The sequence below is a fragment of the Algoriphagus locisalis genome, from assembly GCF_900116615.1.
In the GTDB taxonomy this organism is placed as follows: Bacteria; Bacteroidota; Bacteroidia; order Cytophagales; family Cyclobacteriaceae; genus Algoriphagus; species Algoriphagus locisalis.
The window spans coordinates 190461-209843 of sequence record NZ_FPBF01000003.1 but is presented as its reverse complement, the minus strand read 5'-3'; the positions used below and the strand labels follow the sequence as shown (position 1 = coordinate 209843).

General features: G+C 41.9%; 13 protein-coding genes. 6 read left to right on the top strand and 7 right to left on the bottom strand.

Going from position 1 to position 19383, the window contains the following annotated elements; all coding sequences use genetic code 11:
• Positions 1-29: 29 nt before the first annotated feature.
• Together BM386_RS09925 and BM386_RS09920 are read right to left on the bottom strand one after the other, a co-directional pair.
• The gene (locus BM386_RS09925; protein WP_091693231.1) at positions 30-458 is read right to left on the bottom strand and encodes a DUF2141 domain-containing protein; all 429 of its coding nucleotides are present in this window, start codon (positions 456-458) and stop codon (positions 30-32) included.
• Entirely contained in the window at positions 455-1522 is a 1068-nt protein-coding gene (locus BM386_RS09920; RefSeq protein ID WP_091693229.1) for an AMP-binding protein, read from the bottom strand. The genes BM386_RS09925 and BM386_RS09920 overlap by 4 nt, the downstream gene beginning before the upstream one ends.
• Before the next feature lie 108 nt (positions 1523-1630).
• On the opposite strand from BM386_RS09920, the gene BM386_RS09915 reads away from it, so the two are divergent.
• Positions 1631-2464, top strand: a complete 834-nt coding sequence (locus BM386_RS09915) for a 1,4-dihydroxy-2-naphthoyl-CoA synthase (protein WP_091693226.1) — start codon at positions 1631-1633, stop codon at positions 2462-2464.
• A gap of 212 nt (positions 2465-2676) precedes the next feature.
• On the opposite strand, the gene BM386_RS09910 is transcribed toward BM386_RS09915, so the two are convergent.
• Positions 2677-3252, bottom strand: a complete 576-nt coding sequence (locus tag BM386_RS09910; RefSeq protein ID WP_091693223.1) for a DJ-1/PfpI family protein — start codon at positions 3250-3252, stop codon at positions 2677-2679.
• 205 nt (positions 3253-3457) lie between these two features.
• Here BM386_RS09910 and BM386_RS09905 point away from each other — a divergent pair, with 205 nt between their 5' ends.
• Positions 3458-4294: an alpha/beta hydrolase gene (locus BM386_RS09905; RefSeq protein ID WP_091693221.1), complete on the top strand. Its 837-nt coding sequence runs from the start codon at positions 3458-3460 to the stop codon at positions 4292-4294.
• Here BM386_RS09905 and BM386_RS09900 read toward each other — a convergent pair.
• Positions 4291-4776, bottom strand: coding sequence for a VOC family protein (locus tag BM386_RS09900; RefSeq protein WP_091693218.1), 486 nt, complete (start codon positions 4774-4776; stop codon positions 4291-4293). The two genes, BM386_RS09905 and BM386_RS09900, sit on opposite strands and share 4 nt — an antisense overlap.
• 124 nt (positions 4777-4900) lie before the next feature.
• Positions 4901-7054, bottom strand: a complete 2154-nt coding sequence (locus BM386_RS09895; protein WP_091693217.1) for an alpha-glucuronidase family glycosyl hydrolase — start codon at positions 7052-7054, stop codon at positions 4901-4903.
• 174 nt (positions 7055-7228) lie between these two features.
• Between BM386_RS09895 and BM386_RS09890 the strand changes: the two genes are divergently transcribed.
• Together BM386_RS09890 and BM386_RS09885 are read left to right on the top strand one after the other, a co-directional pair.
• Positions 7229-10489 carry a UvrD-helicase domain-containing protein gene (locus BM386_RS09890; protein WP_091693214.1) on the top strand — a complete coding sequence of 1087 codons (3261 nt, stop codon included), beginning with the start codon at positions 7229-7231 and terminating at the stop codon, positions 10487-10489.
• Positions 10486-13323: a PD-(D/E)XK nuclease family protein gene (locus BM386_RS09885; RefSeq protein WP_091693212.1), complete on the top strand. Its 2838-nt coding sequence runs from the start codon at positions 10486-10488 to the stop codon at positions 13321-13323. The genes BM386_RS09890 and BM386_RS09885 overlap by 4 nt, the downstream gene beginning before the upstream one ends.
• Before the next feature lie 43 nt (positions 13324-13366).
• On the opposite strand, the gene BM386_RS09880 is transcribed toward BM386_RS09885, so the two are convergent.
• Positions 13367-13990, bottom strand: coding sequence for a hypothetical protein (locus tag BM386_RS09880; protein ID WP_091693208.1), 624 nt, complete (start codon positions 13988-13990; stop codon positions 13367-13369).
• 7 nt (positions 13991-13997) lie between these two features.
• On the bottom strand, positions 13998-15239 hold the full coding sequence (locus BM386_RS09875) for an LVIVD repeat-containing protein (RefSeq protein WP_139235882.1): 1242 nt from the start codon (positions 15237-15239) through the stop codon (positions 13998-14000).
• A gap of 288 nt (positions 15240-15527) precedes the next feature.
• On the opposite strand from BM386_RS09875, the gene BM386_RS09870 reads away from it, so the two are divergent.
• Both BM386_RS09870 and BM386_RS09865 read left to right on the top strand, forming a co-directional pair.
• Entirely contained in the window at positions 15528-18191 is a 2664-nt protein-coding gene (locus tag BM386_RS09870; protein ID WP_091694447.1) for a PQQ-dependent sugar dehydrogenase, read from the top strand.
• Between the two features lie 121 nt (positions 18192-18312).
• Positions 18313-19365, top strand: a complete 1053-nt coding sequence (locus BM386_RS09865; RefSeq protein ID WP_091693205.1) for a BF3164 family lipoprotein — start codon at positions 18313-18315, stop codon at positions 19363-19365.
• Positions 19366-19383 lie beyond the last annotated feature (18 nt).

Sequence of the window (19383 nt, the reverse complement as noted above, 5' to 3'; positions counted from 1 at the left end):
AAAAGTAGGTCTTTTAGCTTGAAAAAGTTTTAGCGTAAATCAATTTCGAAACGAGTGGTGCTGCCTGAGGATACTTTTTGGCTGCATTTATCAAATGAAGGTACTCCAAAAAGTAAGCTTGGATTGTTAGAAAAACCAAAGGAATCGACAGGATAGCCGATTTTGTTTTTACGGATTTTTCCGTCCTGATCATGGTCATGAAAAACTGTGATTGCATATTTTCCTGAGGGCACATCCGGGATGGTTTTCTTAGCTATTCCATTTTTGATGGGTATGGTTACCATTTTCCAAGCCTTATCAAGCGACTCCGGCCAGCCTTGATCCTTATCAAAAATCAAAATCTGGATCACTCCATCATCTGAAGAAGTTTCTTGTATGATCAACTCAATAGTTCCCAAATCTTTTTGTGTTTGGGATAATGTAACTAGCATAAGAAGGCCTATAAGTGCCAATTTCATATTCGTTCGATTGTTTTTGGTCGATTTATTTTTCCGCTTTTTGTTCTGGAAAACGCCGGGATGATGAAGGTGTTTTTCGGGACTTCGTATCTATCCACGTCCAGTACTAATGCCTTCTTCAACTGCAGTAAGTTTTCTTTGGTGTCATTAGTGGATTCTATAGCCATGCATAATTTTTCTCCTAGTTTATCATCTTTCATGCCGAAAAAGAAAAAAGCTGAATTCGGATAAAAGCGATGAATAATCGCTTCTGCCTTTGCTTCCAATAGCTCCGGATGAAGCTTGACTCCGCCGGAATTGATCACAAAATCAACTCTTCCCAGCCAATGAAAGGAGTGCTGATCGATTGTGTCCACCGCATCGTTGGTTTGCACCAGTTCATTGTTACTGGCTGCCGATTTTACCCAAATCGCATTTCGATCATCCGTACCAATTTCTACTCCCGGCAGTGTCCGATAAATCAATTCTCCTGCTTCAATTTTTGCCAAGGCGATGTGCGAAACCGTCTCTGTCATCCCATAGGTTTGAAAAGCCTGAATTTCGTTTGTGATTAGCTTTTCTCTCAAGCCTGAACTAATCGGCGCTCCACCAATAATGAGATGTTTGATTTTCTTCAACTTCTCACGGGAAGTTTTATCCTGAATACAAGAATCAACTTGAAGCGGAACCATCGCTACGAAATCCGGAATCTCATTTAACTCCAACAGCGGATTTGACTTTGGTTCAATTAGCTCAGTTTTGGCATTCCAGACCATGGCTCGCACCAGCATCATTTTGCCTGCGATGTAATTTGGATCTAGGCAACAGAGCAGAGTTGTATTTTCGTCAGTCTCGAAAAAACCTTGTGTAGCCTTTGCGCTGGCGATCATCTGATCCCGGCTGATCTCAATTCTTTTTGGTGTTCCAATTGATCCCGAAGTTTGCTGTTCAAAGATCTTTTGGCCTGAAATCCAATCCTTACAAAATTGAATGGCAGCTTTGGCAAAGTCAGGAAAATCTGCTGTGTCTATCTCAAAGTCTTTCTTAGTCTGGAATATGTGATTGTCGAAAGTAAGTTGAAACATTGCTGATAGCTTTTTGAAATCCTTTATCGAAGATAACCATCCTCCTTCAAAATTCAGGGAAGGCTGTTATCTTGCAAAAGAATTAGATTTTTACCCAAATCGAAAGATATGAACTGGATCACTGCGAAAGAATACGAAGATATTACCTATAAAAAATGCAATGGCGTAGCGAGAATCGCTTTTAACAGACCTGAAGTCAGGAATGCCTTCCGCCCAAAAACCACTGCTGAACTCTATGATGCTTTCTACGATGCGCAGGAAGACACTTCCATCGGGGTTGTTTTATTGAGCGGGGAAGGGCCTTCGGCAAAAGACGGAGGCTGGGCATTTTGCTCGGGCGGAGATCAGAAAGCCAGAGGAAATCAAGGTTATGTGGGAGAGGATGGCTACCACCGACTGAATATTTTGGAAGTGCAGCGTTTGATCCGTTTTATGCCAAAAGTCGTAATAGCTGTCGTTCCTGGCTGGGCAGTAGGAGGAGGACATAGCTTGCATGTGGTTTGCGATCTGACTTTGGCTAGTAAGGAGCATGCTATCTTCAAGCAAACTGATGCGGATGTGACCAGCTTCGATGGGGGATATGGTTCTGCGTATTTGGCAAAGATGGTTGGGCAAAAGAAAGCCCGGGAAATCTTTTTCCTAGGAAGAAATTACTCCGGCCAGGAAGCCTATGAAATGGGAATGGTAAATGCCGTGATCCCGCATGCTGAACTTGAGTCAACGGCTTATGAGTGGGCTCAGGAGATATTGGCTAAGTCGCCGACTTCTATCAAGATGCTGAAATTTGCGATGAACCTGACTGATGATGGTATGGTAGGTCAGCAGGTTTTTGCCGGTGAAGCTACTCGTTTAGCTTATGGCACTGAAGAGGCTATAGAAGGGAGAAATGCCTTTTTGGAGAAGCGAAAGCCGGATTTCGGGAAAAATAAGTGGATACCTTAAGGAGACAAAAGTAGTAAGACATAAGTATCAAGTAGCAGAGTTTTAGAGCCAAGAAGTTACAGCCAAGATTTTAGACAAAGAGCCAAGAATCAAGATTTGTGAAAGTCTTGGTTCTTGGCTCTTTTGTTTTAATAAAACTCACTTTGATTGAAATTGTCTTTGGTGATATTTAGTCAACATCGGTAACCGGTCATGCGACACCAAACACTCTATCAAATCTCAATTTTCGCTCCCAATACTTTCAAAAACTCCCGAATCCAAGCTGGATGACCAGGCCAAGCTGGGGAAGTCACCAGATTGCCATCCACATAGGCATCTGTAGCTGGGATGTCCTGATACTCACCTCCTGCGATAGTCACTTCCGGGCCCACAGCCGGATATGCGGTTAGCTTTCTTCCTTTTACCACGCCAGCAGCAGTAAGAATCTGAATGCCATGACAAACTGCCGCCACAGGCTTGTTGGTGTCAAAGAAGTGCTTCACGATCTCCAATAGTTTTTGATTTAATCTAAGGTACTCCGGAGCTCGCCCCCCCGCTATGGCCAGTCCTACGTAATCATCCACATCGACTTGATCGAAGGAATAGCTTAGCATAAAATTATGGCCTGGCTTTTCGGTGTAGGTCAGATCTCCTTCAAAATCATGGATGGCAGTTTTAATCGTTTCCCCTTTTTTCTTACCTGGACAAACCGAATGAACTTCATAGCCTACCATTTCCAGCATTTGCACGGGAACCATGGTTTCGTAATCTTCTGCAAAATCTCCGGTTAGAAATAATATCTTTTTCATTTTTTTTAGTTTAGTTGGTTAGAAAAATGGGTAGATGACCTGACTTTTATATGTATCTCAAGGTAAGAAAATGAAGGTTGAATAAGATTAATCAAGAGTTAAGTTTTCCTAAAGCGGTTGGTAACATGGCGTTTTAAGTATCAGCTCCTTTTTGTAGATTCTTTTTTTCCGTGCATCTTATGTTTTTATTCCCAACACTTTCAAAATGAAACACCTAGAAACCAGCTATAAAACGCATGATGGCATAGAATTGTACCTCCAAGCCTGGATGCCTGAATCACCCAAGGCGAGCCTTTTGCTAGTTCATGGTCTTGGCGAGCATAGTTCGAGGTATGCTCATTTGGTAGAAAAGCTGACTGAGATCGGCGTTTCCGTTTTCACATTTGATGGAAGGGGGCATGGGAAATCAGTGAAAGGAAAACCAACGGCTTACTTTAAATCCTACGAGGATTACCTAAAAGACATTGATGCTTTATTTGGGAAGGTAAAAAGCTATGTGCCAGATGTACCGGCTTTCTTGTATGGACACAGCATGGGGGGAGGGTTGGTTGCAGCTTATGTGCTAAAATATCAGCCCAAAGCAGATGGAGTGGTTTTGAGTTCGCCGGCTATTAAAGAAGCAGAAGGAACGTCCCAAATCCTGATTGCGCTTTCCAGTGTCATCAGCAAGTATTTGCCAAAGCTGAAAGCTTTAAAATTGGATGCGAACAAAGTTTCAAGGATTCCCGAGGAAGTAGAAAAATATTTGAATGATCCACTGGTTTATACGGAAGCAATTCCTGCCAGGACCGCGTACGAGGTATTGCAGGTCATGCGCTTCGTACAGAATTTGGGTAGTTATTTTGAAACTCCTTTACTTTTGATTCATGGTTCTGATGATGGATTGACTAATCCAAAAGGTTCAAAATTGCTGTTCAAAAAGGCTAAATCAAGTGATAAAACCCTCAAGATTTTCCCAGGCGGATATCATGAGCTGATCAATGACCTAGATCGGGAAGAGGTGATGGACTTGATCGTGAATTGGATTAAGGAAAGAACTTAAATCTCAGCCAAAAGCCCGTTAATGTCCAATTGCCTGGTGTACATATGGATGCTTCCATCAGGATTCTTTGGCCAATCTTCACGTGGCCTGTCCCAATACAGCTCTACGCCGTTTTCATCCGGGTCATCCAGGTAAATCGCCTCAGAAACTCCATGATCCGCAGCTCCGGTAAGCGGATACTTAGCATCAATCAATCGCTGCAGCAAAACAGCCAAATCACGTCTAGTGGGTAGCAGTATCGCCGTATGAAAAAGCCCAGCGTTGTTTTTTGGCGCGGGCTTTCCTCCTTTGCTCTGCCAGGTATTCAGGCCGATGTGATGGTGATATCCTCCTGCGGAAATAAAGGCCGCATCTTGGCCGTACATCGTTACCAATTCAAAGCCAAGTAAGCCCTGATAGAAATCCAATGAGCGTTGTAAGTCGGAAACTTTCAGATGAATATGGCCAATACGTGTGGCTGCGGGAATAGTGTAAGGTTCCATAAGTTAGTCATAAGCACTAATTTCACTTCATTATTCGAAATTCATCATTCACCATTCGACATTTCAAAACCATGAATGAAGAACGTTGAATGATGAATTTTGAAGTGATTTCAAATCTCAAATTCTATATCCCCGGTGCATTCGGGAACCGCAGACTTTTATAATACTCCAAATCTCCTTCTGGCTGCTCGATATCAGCTGGGAAAGGACGCTTAGAGAAAGTCTGGAAATAGAGCAGACAAGCATTTCTCCACCATTCTGCTTCTTGCTCCTGAACCTCTAGAAGTTGACGTACGTGATCGAATTCTTCTGGGTCGATTTTCGATTCCAATGAAGCCCAGGTTTGCTGCATTTGTCTTACTTCTTTCACACCACGATCATAATGATAGGCGATTCCTTCCCAAAGGGTATTTCCATCTTTTAGCTGGTAATCCCATGGCAAATGATGAAACCAAAGCAGGAATTTCTCAGGAATCTGATTGGGATCGGACCATTTTTCCACTATCTCCGGCGCATATTGGGTAAGTGCACCGCTGCCATCGGCTGTACGGTCAAAGCCGATTCCTAGACTGTCTGCCTGATGGTAATAGGGAGCGGTCCAATCCGCTCTACCGCCCATCACCCAAGGTCCCGGACCGTAATGATGGCTTCTGCCCATGATGTGATGCAAGCCTAGTGGGGTCATGTAGTCAACTGCTGTTTCATGGGATTCTAGTAGGATTTCACCGACTTTGGACACGACTTCCGAGTCTTGACCGAAAGTCAGTTTTGTCCATTCTTCTGCGATTTCCTCTGAAGTCACCTCTGGATTCCAAGCCATTTTTCCAAAGGCAAACCAATTGGACTGGGCGAAGAGATGACCTGTCCAGTTGCGGTCTGTACCGATGTTCGAGACTCCTGCGATCAAAGTCATTTTCTGACCTGTTTCCTTTCCTTCCAAAATGCTTCCCACAGTTGAGTTCGCACTAGGCTTGTAGGTTTTGCTTTTCAAAACTTCCTCCCACATCGGAGCGAGGTAAACCAAATTAGTGGCTTGCCCCAAGTATTCCTGTGTGATCTGAAATTCCATGCCCACGTTTGTTTCATTGATGGCACCATACAGCGGATGAAAAGGTTCACGTGGCTGAAAGTCTATTGCCCCGTTTTTGATCTGTATGATCACATTGTCTTTGAACTTTCCGTCCAGCGGTTCAAATTCATTATTCGCCTGCATGTGTCGATCCACTTCATCTTCGTGTGAATAGACGAAAGCCCGCCAAATCAAAACACCTCCGTGAAGAGCTAATGCATCCGCAAGCATGTTTGCCCCCTCGGCATGATTTCTTCCATATTCGTGAGGACCCGGCTGTCCTTCGGAGTTGGCTTTGACGAGAAATCCTCCAAAATCAGGAATGAAAGAATAGATCTCATCGGTTTTCTTTTTCCAAAATGCCTGTACTTCTGGATCGAGTGGGTCGGCAGTTTTCAAGCCTTCCAATTGTATGGGGGCAGAGAAGCGAGCGGTGAGAAAAACCTTGATTCCATAAGGTCTGAAAACGTCTGCCAAGGCCTTCACTTTTTTCATAAAATCAGTAGTCAAAATCAACGCATTTGCATTCACATTGGTCAGTGAAACAGCATTGATTCCAATAGAGGCATTGGCTCTTGCATAGTCGATGTATCGCGGATCTATGTATCCGGGAAGTCTGTGCCAATCCCAAATGGAGAAGCCAGCATAGCCTCTTTCGACAGTTCGGTCTAGGTTGTCCCAATGGTTTAGCATTCTAATTTTAATCTTCGGACTATCAGATATTTCAGTTCCTTTATCAAAAGTGTTGCTTTGAATGGAATTTATCCAATTATATACTCCGTAAAGTGTGCCAACAGGTTGATTTCCTACGATGGCATAGAATGATTTTCCGTCTAGTTCCACCGTTCCTCTCCAGTATCCATCTTCACCTAAGGCTTTGATTTCAGCTTGCTGATCCAGGGATAGCACTTGAGAAAGTTGGTCTCTGGTACCGATCCAGAGTTTGGTGTTTTGAAGTCGCTCTTTCGAGTAAATCGGAGCTTTGCCCAGCATACTTTTGGAGGCAAGATCCAGCTCGTTTTTGATAGCTTCGAACGTTGGATTTTCTCCAAAGAAATAGACTCCGCCAAGTAGTGATTCAACTTCCGATTTTAACTGGGATTCTTCAATGGGCTGATAGTCCAGCCAAAGTTTGTAGCCATCATTGGCAATTGAATTCATAGAAATGCAGATCCAGAGTAGGACTGCTAGGAAAGTAGGTTTGCGCATAGGTTTTGGGTTTGAGGCTCAAAAGATCGAAAAATCAGCGCTAAATCCAAGGGTTTGATTTTGAATACAGTACTTAAATACTTGATTTTTATCCCGACAATTTTCGTCAAATCCTAAAATTGAATGGGGGAAAGCTATTGCTCTTCCTTATCTTAGTTGCCTTACTTTTTCTCTATGGAACAAAGACCTTTCATCATTTACAAATCTTCTGCTGGCTCAGGAAAGACCTATACATTAACGCTGGAATACCTTAAACTTGCCCTGCAAAGTCCGCATGCTTTCAAACAGATCTTGGCGGTGACTTTTACCAATAAAGCCACCCAGGAGATGAAGGAGCGGATTTTAAAGGATCTCACCCGTTTGAGCAGAGAGATCATACCCAGTGAATTTCTAGATCAGGAACTGATGAAATTCCTAAATATGGATGAGCAAGGTTTACAACATGCTGCTCGGGAAACATTGCTGGATATTTTGCATGGCTATGGATATTTTGCTGTCAGTACGATTGATTCTTTTTTTCAGCGTGTGATCCGATCCTTTGCCAAGGAGATGGATCTGCAGGCAAAATTTGAGTTGGAATTGGATCAAGCTGCTGTGCTGGATAGATTGGTAGATAGGGTAGTGGAGCAGGTTTCATCGGATCAAAATCTGAAAAAATGGTTGACAGAATACGCCGAAGAGCGGATAGAAGAAGGAAAAAGCTGGGATATTCGGTCGGCATTGAAAGGGTTGGGAAGTGAGATATTCAAAGAAAATTTCAAAGGATTTCAGCCAATTTTTGAAGCTACAATAGCTCATGATGGGTTCCTAGCGGATTTTAGAAAGGTGATTGTAGGAAAGAAAGAGGAGTTGATTGATGAGGCGTTGGATATTAAGAATAAAGCCCATGAAATCAGAGTAAGGTACGGACTGGAATGGACAGATTTCTCTGGAGCTGGCGGAACAAATAACTTTGCTATAAGGCTTGATCGATTAGGGAATGAGAAAAACCCTATTACATCTCCTACTGAAAGTCAATTATTAAAAATTGAAGGAGTTGAAACTTGGTACACTAAGACGAGCAAATTAAAAAATGAAATAGAATCAGCAGCAGATGCTGGCCTTAGAGATTTGTTGAAATCTCTTCCTGGGATGCTTACCCAATGGAATACGCTGATGGCTCTGAGCAGAAATCTGAATGCTTTTGGAGTATTTAGAAACCTGATCCATGAGCTTCGGGAGCTGAAGGACGAGGAAAGTATATTGATGATTTCGGATGTAAATGACTTTCTGAAAGGGATCGTGGCAGGAAATGAAGCACCGTTTATTTATGAGAAAATCGGAAACCAGTACCGCAATTTTCTGATCGATGAATTCCAGGATACCTCAGAATTTCAATGGTCAAGTTTCAAACCGCTTCTGGTCAATTCTCTCGGGACTATGAATACCAATTTGCTCGTCGGAGATGTGAAGCAATCCATTTACAGGTGGCGTGGAGGTAGATTGGAATTGTTACTTCATGAAGTACAGGAGCAGATTTCAGATAAGTACCAGAATATCAAAAACCTATCTATAAACTTCAGAAGCTTACCGAATGTTGTTTCTTTCAATAATTCACTCTTTTCATCGCTTCCCGAATTAATGCAGGAAGCTATCAGTTCCGAGTTTAAAGTTGATTCGCTGAACTTGCTTTCTGATGCTTTCAAAGGAGTTAGTCAGGACGTGCCAAAGAAAAAGCTGGAGGTTGATTTCCAGGGAAAAATCCATGTGGAGTTTACTCAAAAAGCTGCAAAAAATTCTTTTGATACAAGCGAGGAAGAAGAGGAGGATGAGGAGGGTGATCAAAATTCTGTTTTGGACAAACTCGTTCCAATTGTGAAAGAGCTTCAGGACAGAGGTTACGAACCAAGAGATATTGCTTTTCTGGTCAGGAAAAACCAGCAGGGTGCTGACATAGCTGATAAACTGATGTCATACGCTCAGGAAAATCCTGATTCTGGTTATCGTTTCGATGTGTTATCTGAGGAGTCACTTTTTTTAAGCAAATCGGCTGCTGTAAAAGCTGTAATAGCTTTACTAAACTATCTGGGAAATCCTGCCGATCTGGTGCCTCTCAAGACTTTTTGGTTCTATTATGCTTTGATCCATGAATTGGAATACAGCCATGAGCTTTTTGAGAAAAATTCCCTTCCCATAGAACTTTTAACAAAGCAAAAATACCTCGTCGAGCATCTCAACCGTTGGCTTCAACTACCGCTAATGGAGCAGGTAGAAGAAATCATCAAGTTTCTGGATGTTTATGAGCGCAAAGTAGATTTGGCTTATGTTTCAGGAGTAAAAGAAGCGGCATTTGATTTTGTGAAGAAAAACCGGGCGGATTTGCAGGGATTCTTGGATTGGTGGGAGCTGAACCAGTTCAAGCGAACCGTAAAGATTCCGGAAGACCACAATGCCATGCGGATTTTGACTATTCATAAATCAAAAGGCTTGCAGTATAAAGCTGTCATTGTGCCTTATTTAGATTGGAAGATTGTTGCCAATGGACCTATGGCGCCTATTATTTGGAGCGAATATGCCATTTCAGATTCTCTCAAAACTGTTTTGCCTTTGACTCATCAGTCTTCGCTGCTAGATTCTGAATTTGTCGGCATCTATGGAGACGAGGTGAGGTTGGCCTATTTGGACACCCTGAATATGCTCTATGTGGCTTTCACCCGTGCAGAGGAAGTTTTATATGGGTTTGCTGATTTTTCTCAAACTTCAAAGGGTGTCATCAATCTGAAGCAATCCGGAAATATACTTTATACCTTATTTGCCCAAGGATTTTCCTTGCCTACCCATCCTTCTAAGTATTATTGGGATGAGGAAAAATTAGTGTTTGACTGGGGAGAATGGCCTGTGTCAACATTAGCCAAGGAACTAGTGAAAGCCACAGCAATCGACTTGAAATGGGATTCTGTTGACTGGAGACAAAAGCTAAAAACGCGGGAATATGCCTGGGATTTCTCAGAGTCTGGAATTCAAGCACGTGAGCACCGAAGGTTAGGTGTGTTGATTCACGAAATATTGGAGCAAGCACAATCGCTGGAAATGGCCATAGAAATGCTGCAGAGCTTTGTTTTTGATGGAAGAATAGACAAGGAAACCCAACAAACGATAAGCACTCAACTCATTGAGTTGTTTGAATTACCTCAGTTCAAATATTGGTATGCAGATGATCTACAAGCCATGTCAGAGCAGGGAATATTACTTCCTGGCGGAAAACAGAAGCGTCCTGACCGTATTTTGGTAGGAGAGAATCAGGCAATGGTGATTGATTTTAAAACTGGGGAAAAAGCTTCCAAACACGAATTGCAGGTCAAAGAATACATGGAGCTGGTTCAGCGGCTTACTGATCTTCCTACGCAAGGATTCCTTTGCTATTTAGAACCTACAGAAATTTTTGAAATCAAATGAATAGCTTTTTAAAAAATACAGCGGAAGAGCTTTTAAACTCGGGTCAATCGCTCAAAGATATGATCGTAGTCTTGCCAAATAGGCGTGCTGGGCTCTTTTTTACCCAACATTTGGGCTCTTTGATCGAGTCGCCTACCTGGATGCCTGAGGTGAAAACTATAGAAGAAATTTTCTATGGTCTAGCCGGAGAAAGACCCTCGGATGAGCTGAGTTTGATCTTCGAATTGTATCAAGTTTATAAGACACTTCAACCTAATCCTGAAGATTTTGATCGCTTTTATTTCTGGGGTGAACTGATTTTGAAAGATTTCAATGACTTGGATCAGTTTCTGGCCGATGCTAAATGGGTTTACAGCAATTTGGCAGACATCAAGGAATTTGAGACTGATTTGAGTTTTCTTTCGGAGGAGCAAATAGCGTTGATTTCGCGATTTTGGAAGTCTTTCAAAAAACAGTCTGAGGTAGAGCGGGAAAAGTTTTTGAAATTCTGGCAAATCCTCGATAGGCTTTACGTCCAGTTCCAAGTTAATCTCACTACCACTGGTATGAGCTATTCTGGTAGAATCTACAGAGCTGTCGCAGAGAACTTAAACCAGATTCAAAAACCTAAAAAACAGGTTTATTTCCTAGGATTCAATGCTTTTACCTTGGCGGAAGAAAAGCTCATCAAGCATTATGTGACCGAGTTCGGTGCCAAAATCTATTGGGATCTTGATGGATATTATCTGGATGACAAGCGTCAGGAAGCAGGATTGTTTTTCAGGGATTACAGAAAAGATTCTGTGCTGGGAGCTACTTTTCCTGAGGCTATCCCAACAAGAATTAAAGCAAAAGCAAGTCAAATAAAAACGTATTCGATCCCGCTCAAGATCAATCAAGCAAACCTTGTTTCCAAGATCGCGGAGTCTATTCCCGGTGATGAGCGATTGGAAGAAACGGTGATTATTCTGCCGGATGAGCAATTGCTTTTCCCAGTTTTGCATTCGCTTCCCGAGTCTATACAGAAGTTGAATGTGACGATGGGATATCCCATTAGAAATGCGCCGATTTTTTCATTTTTGGATGCTGTTTTGGATTTGCAGCGCTATATGAAGATTAAAGAGGACGGTGTCTTTTTCTATCATAAGCCCATCACAGACTTGTTATCATTTTCGTATTTGAAAGAGGGAGATGCAAAGTTTGTAGAGGGTATGCTGAATGATATCAAGGCGAAAAATCTGGTGGAAGTTAGTGCTGCGAATCTTGCAAAAGGTGGTGATCTGTTTCAATTGATTTTCAAAGAAGTAAAGTCAACTGAGTTATTCGCTTATTTGGGTGATTTGATGCAGTTTCTTGCCCAAAGTCTAAAGGATGATGCCATACAGCGAAGTTATCTTTTTCAGGCGTTTAAGCAGTTGACCCGGATTCAGGATGTGTTTGAAAAGAATGCTCCCGGAAATGTACGATCCGATTTTTACCTGAAGTTATTCCGCCAACTTTTCCGGGAAATTAAGTTGCCTTTTGAAGGAGAACCATTGGAAGGATTGCAGATTATGGGTGTTTTGGAATCCAGAAATTTGGACTTCAAAAGAGTCATTATTTGTGATGTAAATGAGGGTAGTTTTCCGCCGGGGGGAGGGATCAATTCCATGATTCCTTTTAATCTCAGAAGAGCGTTTAGCTTGCCTGTACAGGAGCAGAACGATGCGATTTATGCTTATACTTTTTATCGACTGCTCCATCAGGCGGAGGAAGTTCATTTGATTTATACGACTGCTTCAGATCAGGGAAAAGCCGGTGAAATGAGTCGGTTTATTCAACAAATGCAAGTGGAGCTGGGGATTGCTGCTCCTTCTGCAGTTTTGATACCGGTGGATTTGACTCCCGGAAAGCCAATTACAATTCAGAAAACTCCAGACATTTTGGATAGTCTGAAGCGATATATTTTGTCTAATCCTGATCCGGAAAAGCAGATGGCTTTCTCTGCTTCAGCACTCAATACTTACCTGGATTGCAGGCTTAGGTTTTATTTTCGGTATGTGGCAGGCTTGAAAGAAAAGGAAGAAGTCGTGACTGAGATCGATCCATCCACCTTCGGCTCAATGCTGCATAAGGCGATAGAGTTGCTTTACAAACCTAGGGAAGGAGAGCCATTTCGATTGATTGATACGCACACGATTGAACGTCTGAAAGTGGCGATTCCGACAGCGGTAGATAATGCCATCGTAGATTTTTATCAAGCGGAATCTATAGAGAAACTTACGCTAAGCGGTCAGTTGCAGATTGCCAGAGCAATTATGATCAAGTACATCAAGGCGATTTTGAAATACGATCAGGCAAATGGGGGGTTCAAAGTACTGAATTTGGAGCGTAAATACCTCGCTGGAATTCCTGTGGAAACTAGCGATGGAAAGCAAAACATCGCGATTGGAGGTTTTATCGATCGGGTGGATGAGAAAGATGGAGTGATACGGCTGATTGATTACAAGACTGGGAAGGACAATAAAAAGGTGACGACAATTGAGGCGTTCTTCGATAGAGATGATAAGAAGCGGAACAAAGCTGCCATGCAGACCATGCTTTATGCGAAGCTTTTTCAAGCCGAAAACCCGACTATAAGAAAACCTTTGAAGCCCGGTATTTTCAATATCAAAGAAATCTATGACCCGAATTTCAATCCGTTTTTGATTTTAGACAAGGAGGAAATTCAGGATTACCGGGAATTTGCCGAGACTTTCGAAAGTGAACTTTCAGGATTGATCGGTGAGATATATGATCTCGAAAAGCCCTTTGATCAAACTACAGACCTGAAAAAATGCGAGTATTGTCCTTATAAGGAGATCTGTGGGAGGTGATTTATTATTCTAATCATTTGCAGGATTAAACAGATTCAAAAGGTCAATACATTATCCCAACTCGGAAAACCATGCTTCTATACAAATGTTCGGTTTCGTTTAAAGAGATAAATCCAGGTGGAAGTTGATCGGAAACAATGGTTTGAGCACCAGTTCCGGCCAAATTCCCCTGGAAATAGGAGAAATCCTGCCTTCTGTAGGCGATGCTGAATGTAAGCGCAGTATTGCCTTTGCGGGCAGGGAAGCTCACACCTACAGAAGGACTGAACAATAATCCACCGCGGTACCAACTTTCACTCCACTCATTCTTTACTTTTTCCTCCAAAATGGCAGAACCATATCCAAGATCCACTCCTCCAAAAAGCTTAGGCTTTCCTTCTTTTCCCAGAAAACCCCGATACCCAAAGGCAAAAGGTAAAATAGGAACGCCATCGTATTGATCCAATCCTACGGAAAATCCCACCACATGATTTCTGCTGATTCTCGCCCCATGAAAACTCATGAGCGTCAAATCTGTTCGATTTTCATGGTTTCCGTCCCATTGGGCTACGCCCCGCCCCACGAGCAATCCGATTTCTGTCTGTCCAAAGTATATTTTTTCCTGCGCCAAACCCTCTAGATTGATCAATAGAAGAGCTACGAAGAAAAGTGTTAAAGATTTGTACATCGGGAAATCAATAAAAATTGACTGGATTGTTGACCTGAATGCAGCTGAGTTTTTTGAGTTTGGCTGGATCGCTGTAATCATACTGACATACACCATCTGGGCCAATGACAATCAATGATTTTGGCCCTGGAATCAGATCAACTGACCCTTGATTGGTCAAAAACTCCAATTGATTTTGGTCTATGTCCATCACATCAGAGACGTTGAAGCTTTTTAAGCCGTGGACACCTTCAGCTATATAAAGAAAATCTCCCGCCAAACCCAGTCCATGTGGGTGCAGCATGGGATATGCCTTTTTGAGGGTGGGGCTATAAGGATTTTTAATATCGATTACATGAAGTTCATTCACCCCGTTACAAACTGTCCCAACCCGAAGTGTCACAAAAGCATGATCTTCATTCACTACTACAGGATCGCAAGCTTGTACGTGCTCATATACAGCCATGCGCTTAGGAGAACTTGGTGTGCTGGCATCGTAAATGTGCATGCCAAAATTGGAACCTATGAATAGCTTATTCTGAAAAGGGAAAATAGTTTCTATGCCCCAGCCAAGATCGATTGGTTTTACAAAAGTGGGATTTTCTGGATTTTCCACATCAAAGACCCGTAGCGTAGATTCATCTACTGCGTAAAGATGTTCATTGGAAAGCGTGAATCTAGCCATAGAACCGCCAGTGCCGTAGCTTTGAGCTGCTGCAGAATAGTTAGCCGAAAAACTCATACTGGCATCCATCATCCATACGCCTCCCCCTTGCCAGGCTGGGTTTTCGGAAGTTAGTACGGTATCCTTGAATGTGATGATCTGACCTGTTTCATGGTAATACATGTGTGCGAAGACGTCTTCCACACGCTTGATCAGCTGAATGTTTGCGATTTTACTGATGTCAAATGCTAATAAATCCACATAGCTATCAGCGTAAAGGATATTTCCGTTTACTGCCATGTCCACGTTGCCTGCTATTGGGATAAAGCTCAGGTTGATTGGATTGGCAGGATCGGTATTGTCTAAAATATGAATTCCCTTGGTAGGCTCGTTGATAAAAAGATAGTCTTCATAAATGTAGATTTTACCAGGATTGTCAAGAGGCTGTGCTGGCTCGGTGCTGATGACTCTTGCTCGGATATCACTCATTTCATAATACACGGGCATCATGGTGTGGTAGGTGTACGTGGAAGTTATTTCATCTTGGCAGGATGAAAATGCCAAAATTGACAAGATGAGAAGTGCAGAGGAGTAGAGGGATTTCATATGGCTGAATTTTAGTGGTATAAAAGTATGTATCTGCTAGACGAAACCAAATTATAAAGTGCTACACAACTAAATGTTAAAATATTACATTTTTTCAATTAGACTTTAAGCTCAATCATTCTTTATGCTTTTTCAACCGATCCATATCTTTAAACATTAGCGATTTTGAACCGTTTTTTTGCTGGTGAAAAGCGCTCTTGTCTTAAATTCAAACCTTTGATCATATTATTGGTGCGTGTTTTTCAGTTTTCTATACCTTCACGACTAGTAAAAATTAGATTAAGCCCTATGAGAAAGTACCTGCTCCTGTTTGCAGTTTGTAGTTTGAGTTTTTGGAGTTGTGACAAAACGCAAGAAGATCCATTTGCAACAGTAAAACCGGATGAATCCAGATTCACTAAGATTCATTTAGCCGGCAATTTCAATGAACCCATGGAAATCGAGGTGTTGGACAATGGAGATGTGTTGATAATCGAGCGCCATGGCTTACTTAAACTTTATCAAGCAGAGACAGGAGAAACAAGTGTAGTTGGCGAATTGGAGGTCTTTCCAGAGCGGGAGGACGGCTTGATGGGAATGGCAAAGGATCCCGATTTCGAGAAGAATAATTGGTTGTATCTGTATTATGCTCCCGCAAATGAAGCTGCTTTGAATAGAGTTTCCCGATTTGATTTCGTTGACAATAAGTTGGATTTGGCATCAGAAGTGAAAATATTGGACATCGATCTTTTCAGAGGTTGCTGTCACTCTGGTGGTGGATTGGAATTTGATTCCCAAGGCAATCTTTACTTAGGCATAGGAGATGACTCTACACCTTTTGAGTCCAGTAATTTCAATCCTATCGATGAGCGTCCCGATCAACCCAAAAATGTAGATGCGCAGCGAAGTTCTGGAAACACCAATGATTTACGGGGCGCAATTCTTCGGATCAAACCTAATCCAGAAGGCGGTTACTCCATTCCTGAAGGAAATCTATTTCCCGAAGGAACACCCAAAACCCGTCCTGAAATCTACGTCAAAGGCAATCGAAACCCATTTCGATTTTCTATAGATAGTCGAAATGGCAATTTGTTTTGGGGTGAAGTGGGCCCTGACGGATCAGAAGACAAAGAAGGACGTGGACCTAGAGGCTACGATGAAATCAATGTCGCAACTGAACCTGGATATTACGGCTGGCCCTATTTTGTAGGAAATAATGCTGCGTATTGGAAGTATGATTTTGCTACTGGAGAAAGCTTGTATCAGTTTGATCCGAAAGCTCCCAAAAACACTTCTCCCAATAATACAGGGAAGGAGATTTTGCCAGAGGCAAAACCAGCTTTGATTTATTATCCCTATGCTGAATCTGAGGATTTTCCAATGGTTGGCCAGGGAGGAAGAAATGCCATGGCTGGTCAGGTTTATTATCGGGAAGATTATGAAGCTTCGGAAGTTCGGTTCCCAGGATATTACAATGAGAAATTGTTTATCTACGACTGGATGAGAAACTGGATTTTCACGGTCAGCCTGACTGAGAATTTCGAATACGATACCATGGAGCGCTTTATGCCAGAAACTCACTTTGAGAAGCCAATGGATATGCAGTTTGCCAAAGACGGTTCCTTGTATGTGTTGGAATATGGTACTTTTTGGAGAGCTAACAACGATGATTCAGGTTTGTATAGAATTGTTTTTTCCGAAGGAAACAGAAAGCCAACGGTTAAAATCTCAGCTGATCAGACTCAAGGTGCAGCACCTTTAAGGGTCGCTTTTTCATCAGAAGGGACAGCGGATCCGGATGAGGGGGATGAAGTGAGTTTTCAATGGAGTTTTGGTGAAAATGGCCCCACATCCTCCGAGCCAAATCCTTCGCACAGTTTTGAATCTCCGGGGATTTATAAGGTGACACTTACTGCTACTGATCAATCTGGGGAGTCCGCACAATCATTTTTGGAAGTGAAAGTGGGAAATGAGGCGCCAGAAGTTTCCATAGCTTGGGAAGGAAATCGGAGTTTATATTTCGGACAGGAAGCGATCAATTATCAAGTGTCAGCTAGGGATAAGGAAGATGGGGAGATAGCCCCATCTCAAATTAATCTGACAATCGACTACTTGGAAGGTGGATACGATATTATTGAAATGGGGCATCAAGAGGAAGTCTTGAGTATAGGCGAAACTTACATCAATGAGGCGGGTTGCAAAGCTTGTCATGGCATCAGCGATGAATCTGTGGGACCTGATTATACTTCAGTTTCTGAGAAATACAAAAACGATCCAAACGCAAAAACCTATCTAATCGATAAAGTAAGAAATGGAGGCGCAGGCGTATGGGGTGATCAAGTTATGCCAGGACATTCCCATTTGGATGAAAATAGAGTTGGACAGATGGTCGATTTTGTGTTGGGAATTGCTAATCCAAATGCAGTTTCAGGACTGCCAGCTTCTGGCACATATGAGATTGAAAATACGGAAGATCCCGAAGGCTTTTATTTGGTTCAGGCTTCATACACGGATCAGGGAGCAAATGGAATACCAGCGATCAAGACTACGGAGCAGTTGAAGTTGAGGAATACCACTGTTGCTGCATACCGCGCTGATGGTTTGCAAGGAGCGGCTCGTGCAAATCCTGAAGACGAGCATTATGTACAATTTACAGAATCAGGCTCTTGGCTGTTATTCAGAGCTATTGATTTGAGTCAGATTAATAAAGTAACTCTTTCCATCATGCCTGGAAATACAGTGGGTAAAATTCAAGTTAGGGCTGGATCACCGGATGGTCAAGTTTTAGCTGAAACGGGCATTTTGAGCAAAGATTCCCGGCCTGCATCTGGTCCTAAAACGGGTTGGTTTGAAGTGCCGTTAACTGTTCCTGAATCGGATTTTTACGGGGATCTATATATTGTGTATGTGACGGAAGAGCCAATTACGATCTGGAATACGTTCAATCTCAATACGATGAAGTTTTACAAATGAGTTTAATAAAACCAATTAGTTTGAATGGATTGTTTTTCAAACTAATTGGTTAACTTAGAAAATGTTCAAACTACAAATGAACATTTGATTTTTTCTAGTCAACGATATAGGTCATAATAGTATGAGGAAATTCAGATTGACAACATTTTTACTCGTGTTTTTTGTGGCTTTTGCTTGCGAGAAAGCACAAAATAAAGCTTCAGAAGAAATTGAATTCAAAGTTGAATTGGATAAACAGGAAACCGGAATTCAAGTCCTCAGCAGAGGAAATGTTAATTTGCTTGTAGTCGATACACTTCTTATCGTGCAAAAGTCTACGGAGCCTTTTTTGGAAATCTATGACACGAATACTCATAAACTGATGACTACTTTCGGAAAACATGGGGAAGGTCCAGGAGAAATGCTAGTCCCAGAATTGATTAATCAGCGAGAATTTGAAAACGGATCTCCAATAATTACAGTATTTGATTATGAGCGAAGAATAGTTAATAAGATTAATCTCAAAAACCTCATACAAGAAAATGAACCAGTTTTAAAGCAAAATCCCTTACCATTTAAAGGTAATTATGTGGTTTATTTCTTTCATGCTGACCAGGATTTTATCCTAGGGACGACAGAAGCAAACGGTAGATTTACCCATTACAGTTATGAACATGACAGTGTGCATTTTATCCCGTTTGTCCCAACGCTTGAGATTGATGTTGACGAAAGAAATAAAAGTCATATTTTTCGATCCAGTGTAACAGTCAACAAAAACAAGGGGCTTATAGCTGCATTTCCTATACTTTTAGGGTCTGTTAATTTCTTTGATTTAGATGGGGAATTGCTAAGAAATACCAATTTTGATGATCCGGAAAAATTTTTACAGGGGTTTGAAGAAAAAGATGAGGACGAGAGATCACTTGTTAATGTATTTGTTAGAGATTCTGACTCAGATGACGCATATATCTATGGGTTAAATCTTAATAATCGATCTTCGGATTTGACAGGAAGTATTTTACCGAAAAAAATGCAAATAGAGGTATTTGACTGGGAGGGGAGCCATATCAAACAATATGTGCTTAATGATGATCTTCCTTCAGAGTCATTTGCATTCGATGAAAAGCATAACCGATTTTACACCTATTGTAGGGAATGTGAGGACAGCAATCTTAGTTATTTTAATGTGGAGTAACAGCGATAGATTAACTTA

Bases quoted from the DNA above. Each gene is read 5' to 3' on its own strand.
- BM386_RS09910 (WP_091693223.1), bottom strand. From the start codon at position 3,252: ATGAAAAAGATATTATTTCTAACCGGAGATTTTGCAGAAGATTACGAA.
- BM386_RS09875 (WP_139235882.1), bottom strand. From the start codon at position 15,239: ATGAAATCCCTCTACTCCTCTGCACTTCTCATCTTGTCAATTTTGGCA.
- BM386_RS09890 (WP_091693214.1), top strand. From the start codon at position 7,229: ATGGAACAAAGACCTTTCATCATTTACAAATCTTCTGCTGGCTCAGGA.
- BM386_RS09905 (WP_091693221.1), top strand. From the start codon at position 3,458: ATGAAACACCTAGAAACCAGCTATAAAACGCATGATGGCATAGAATTG.
- BM386_RS09900 (WP_091693218.1), bottom strand. From the start codon at position 4,776: ATGGAACCTTACACTATTCCCGCAGCCACACGTATTGGCCATATTCAT.
- BM386_RS09865 (WP_091693205.1), top strand. From the start codon at position 18,313: ATGAGGAAATTCAGATTGACAACATTTTTACTCGTGTTTTTTGTGGCT.
- BM386_RS09920 (WP_091693229.1), bottom strand. From the start codon at position 1,522: ATGTTTCAACTTACTTTCGACAATCACATATTCCAGACTAAGAAAGAC.
- BM386_RS09885 (WP_091693212.1), top strand. From the start codon at position 10,486: ATGAATAGCTTTTTAAAAAATACAGCGGAAGAGCTTTTAAACTCGGGT.
- BM386_RS09880 (WP_091693208.1), bottom strand. From the start codon at position 13,990: ATGTACAAATCTTTAACACTTTTCTTCGTAGCTCTTCTATTGATCAAT.
- BM386_RS09925 (WP_091693231.1), bottom strand. From the start codon at position 458: ATGAAATTGGCACTTATAGGCCTTCTTATGCTAGTTACATTATCCCAA.
- BM386_RS09895 (WP_091693217.1), bottom strand. From the start codon at position 7,054: ATGCGCAAACCTACTTTCCTAGCAGTCCTACTCTGGATCTGCATTTCT.
- BM386_RS09870 (WP_091694447.1), top strand. From the start codon at position 15,528: ATGAGAAAGTACCTGCTCCTGTTTGCAGTTTGTAGTTTGAGTTTTTGG.
- BM386_RS09915 (WP_091693226.1), top strand. From the start codon at position 1,631: ATGAACTGGATCACTGCGAAAGAATACGAAGATATTACCTATAAAAAA.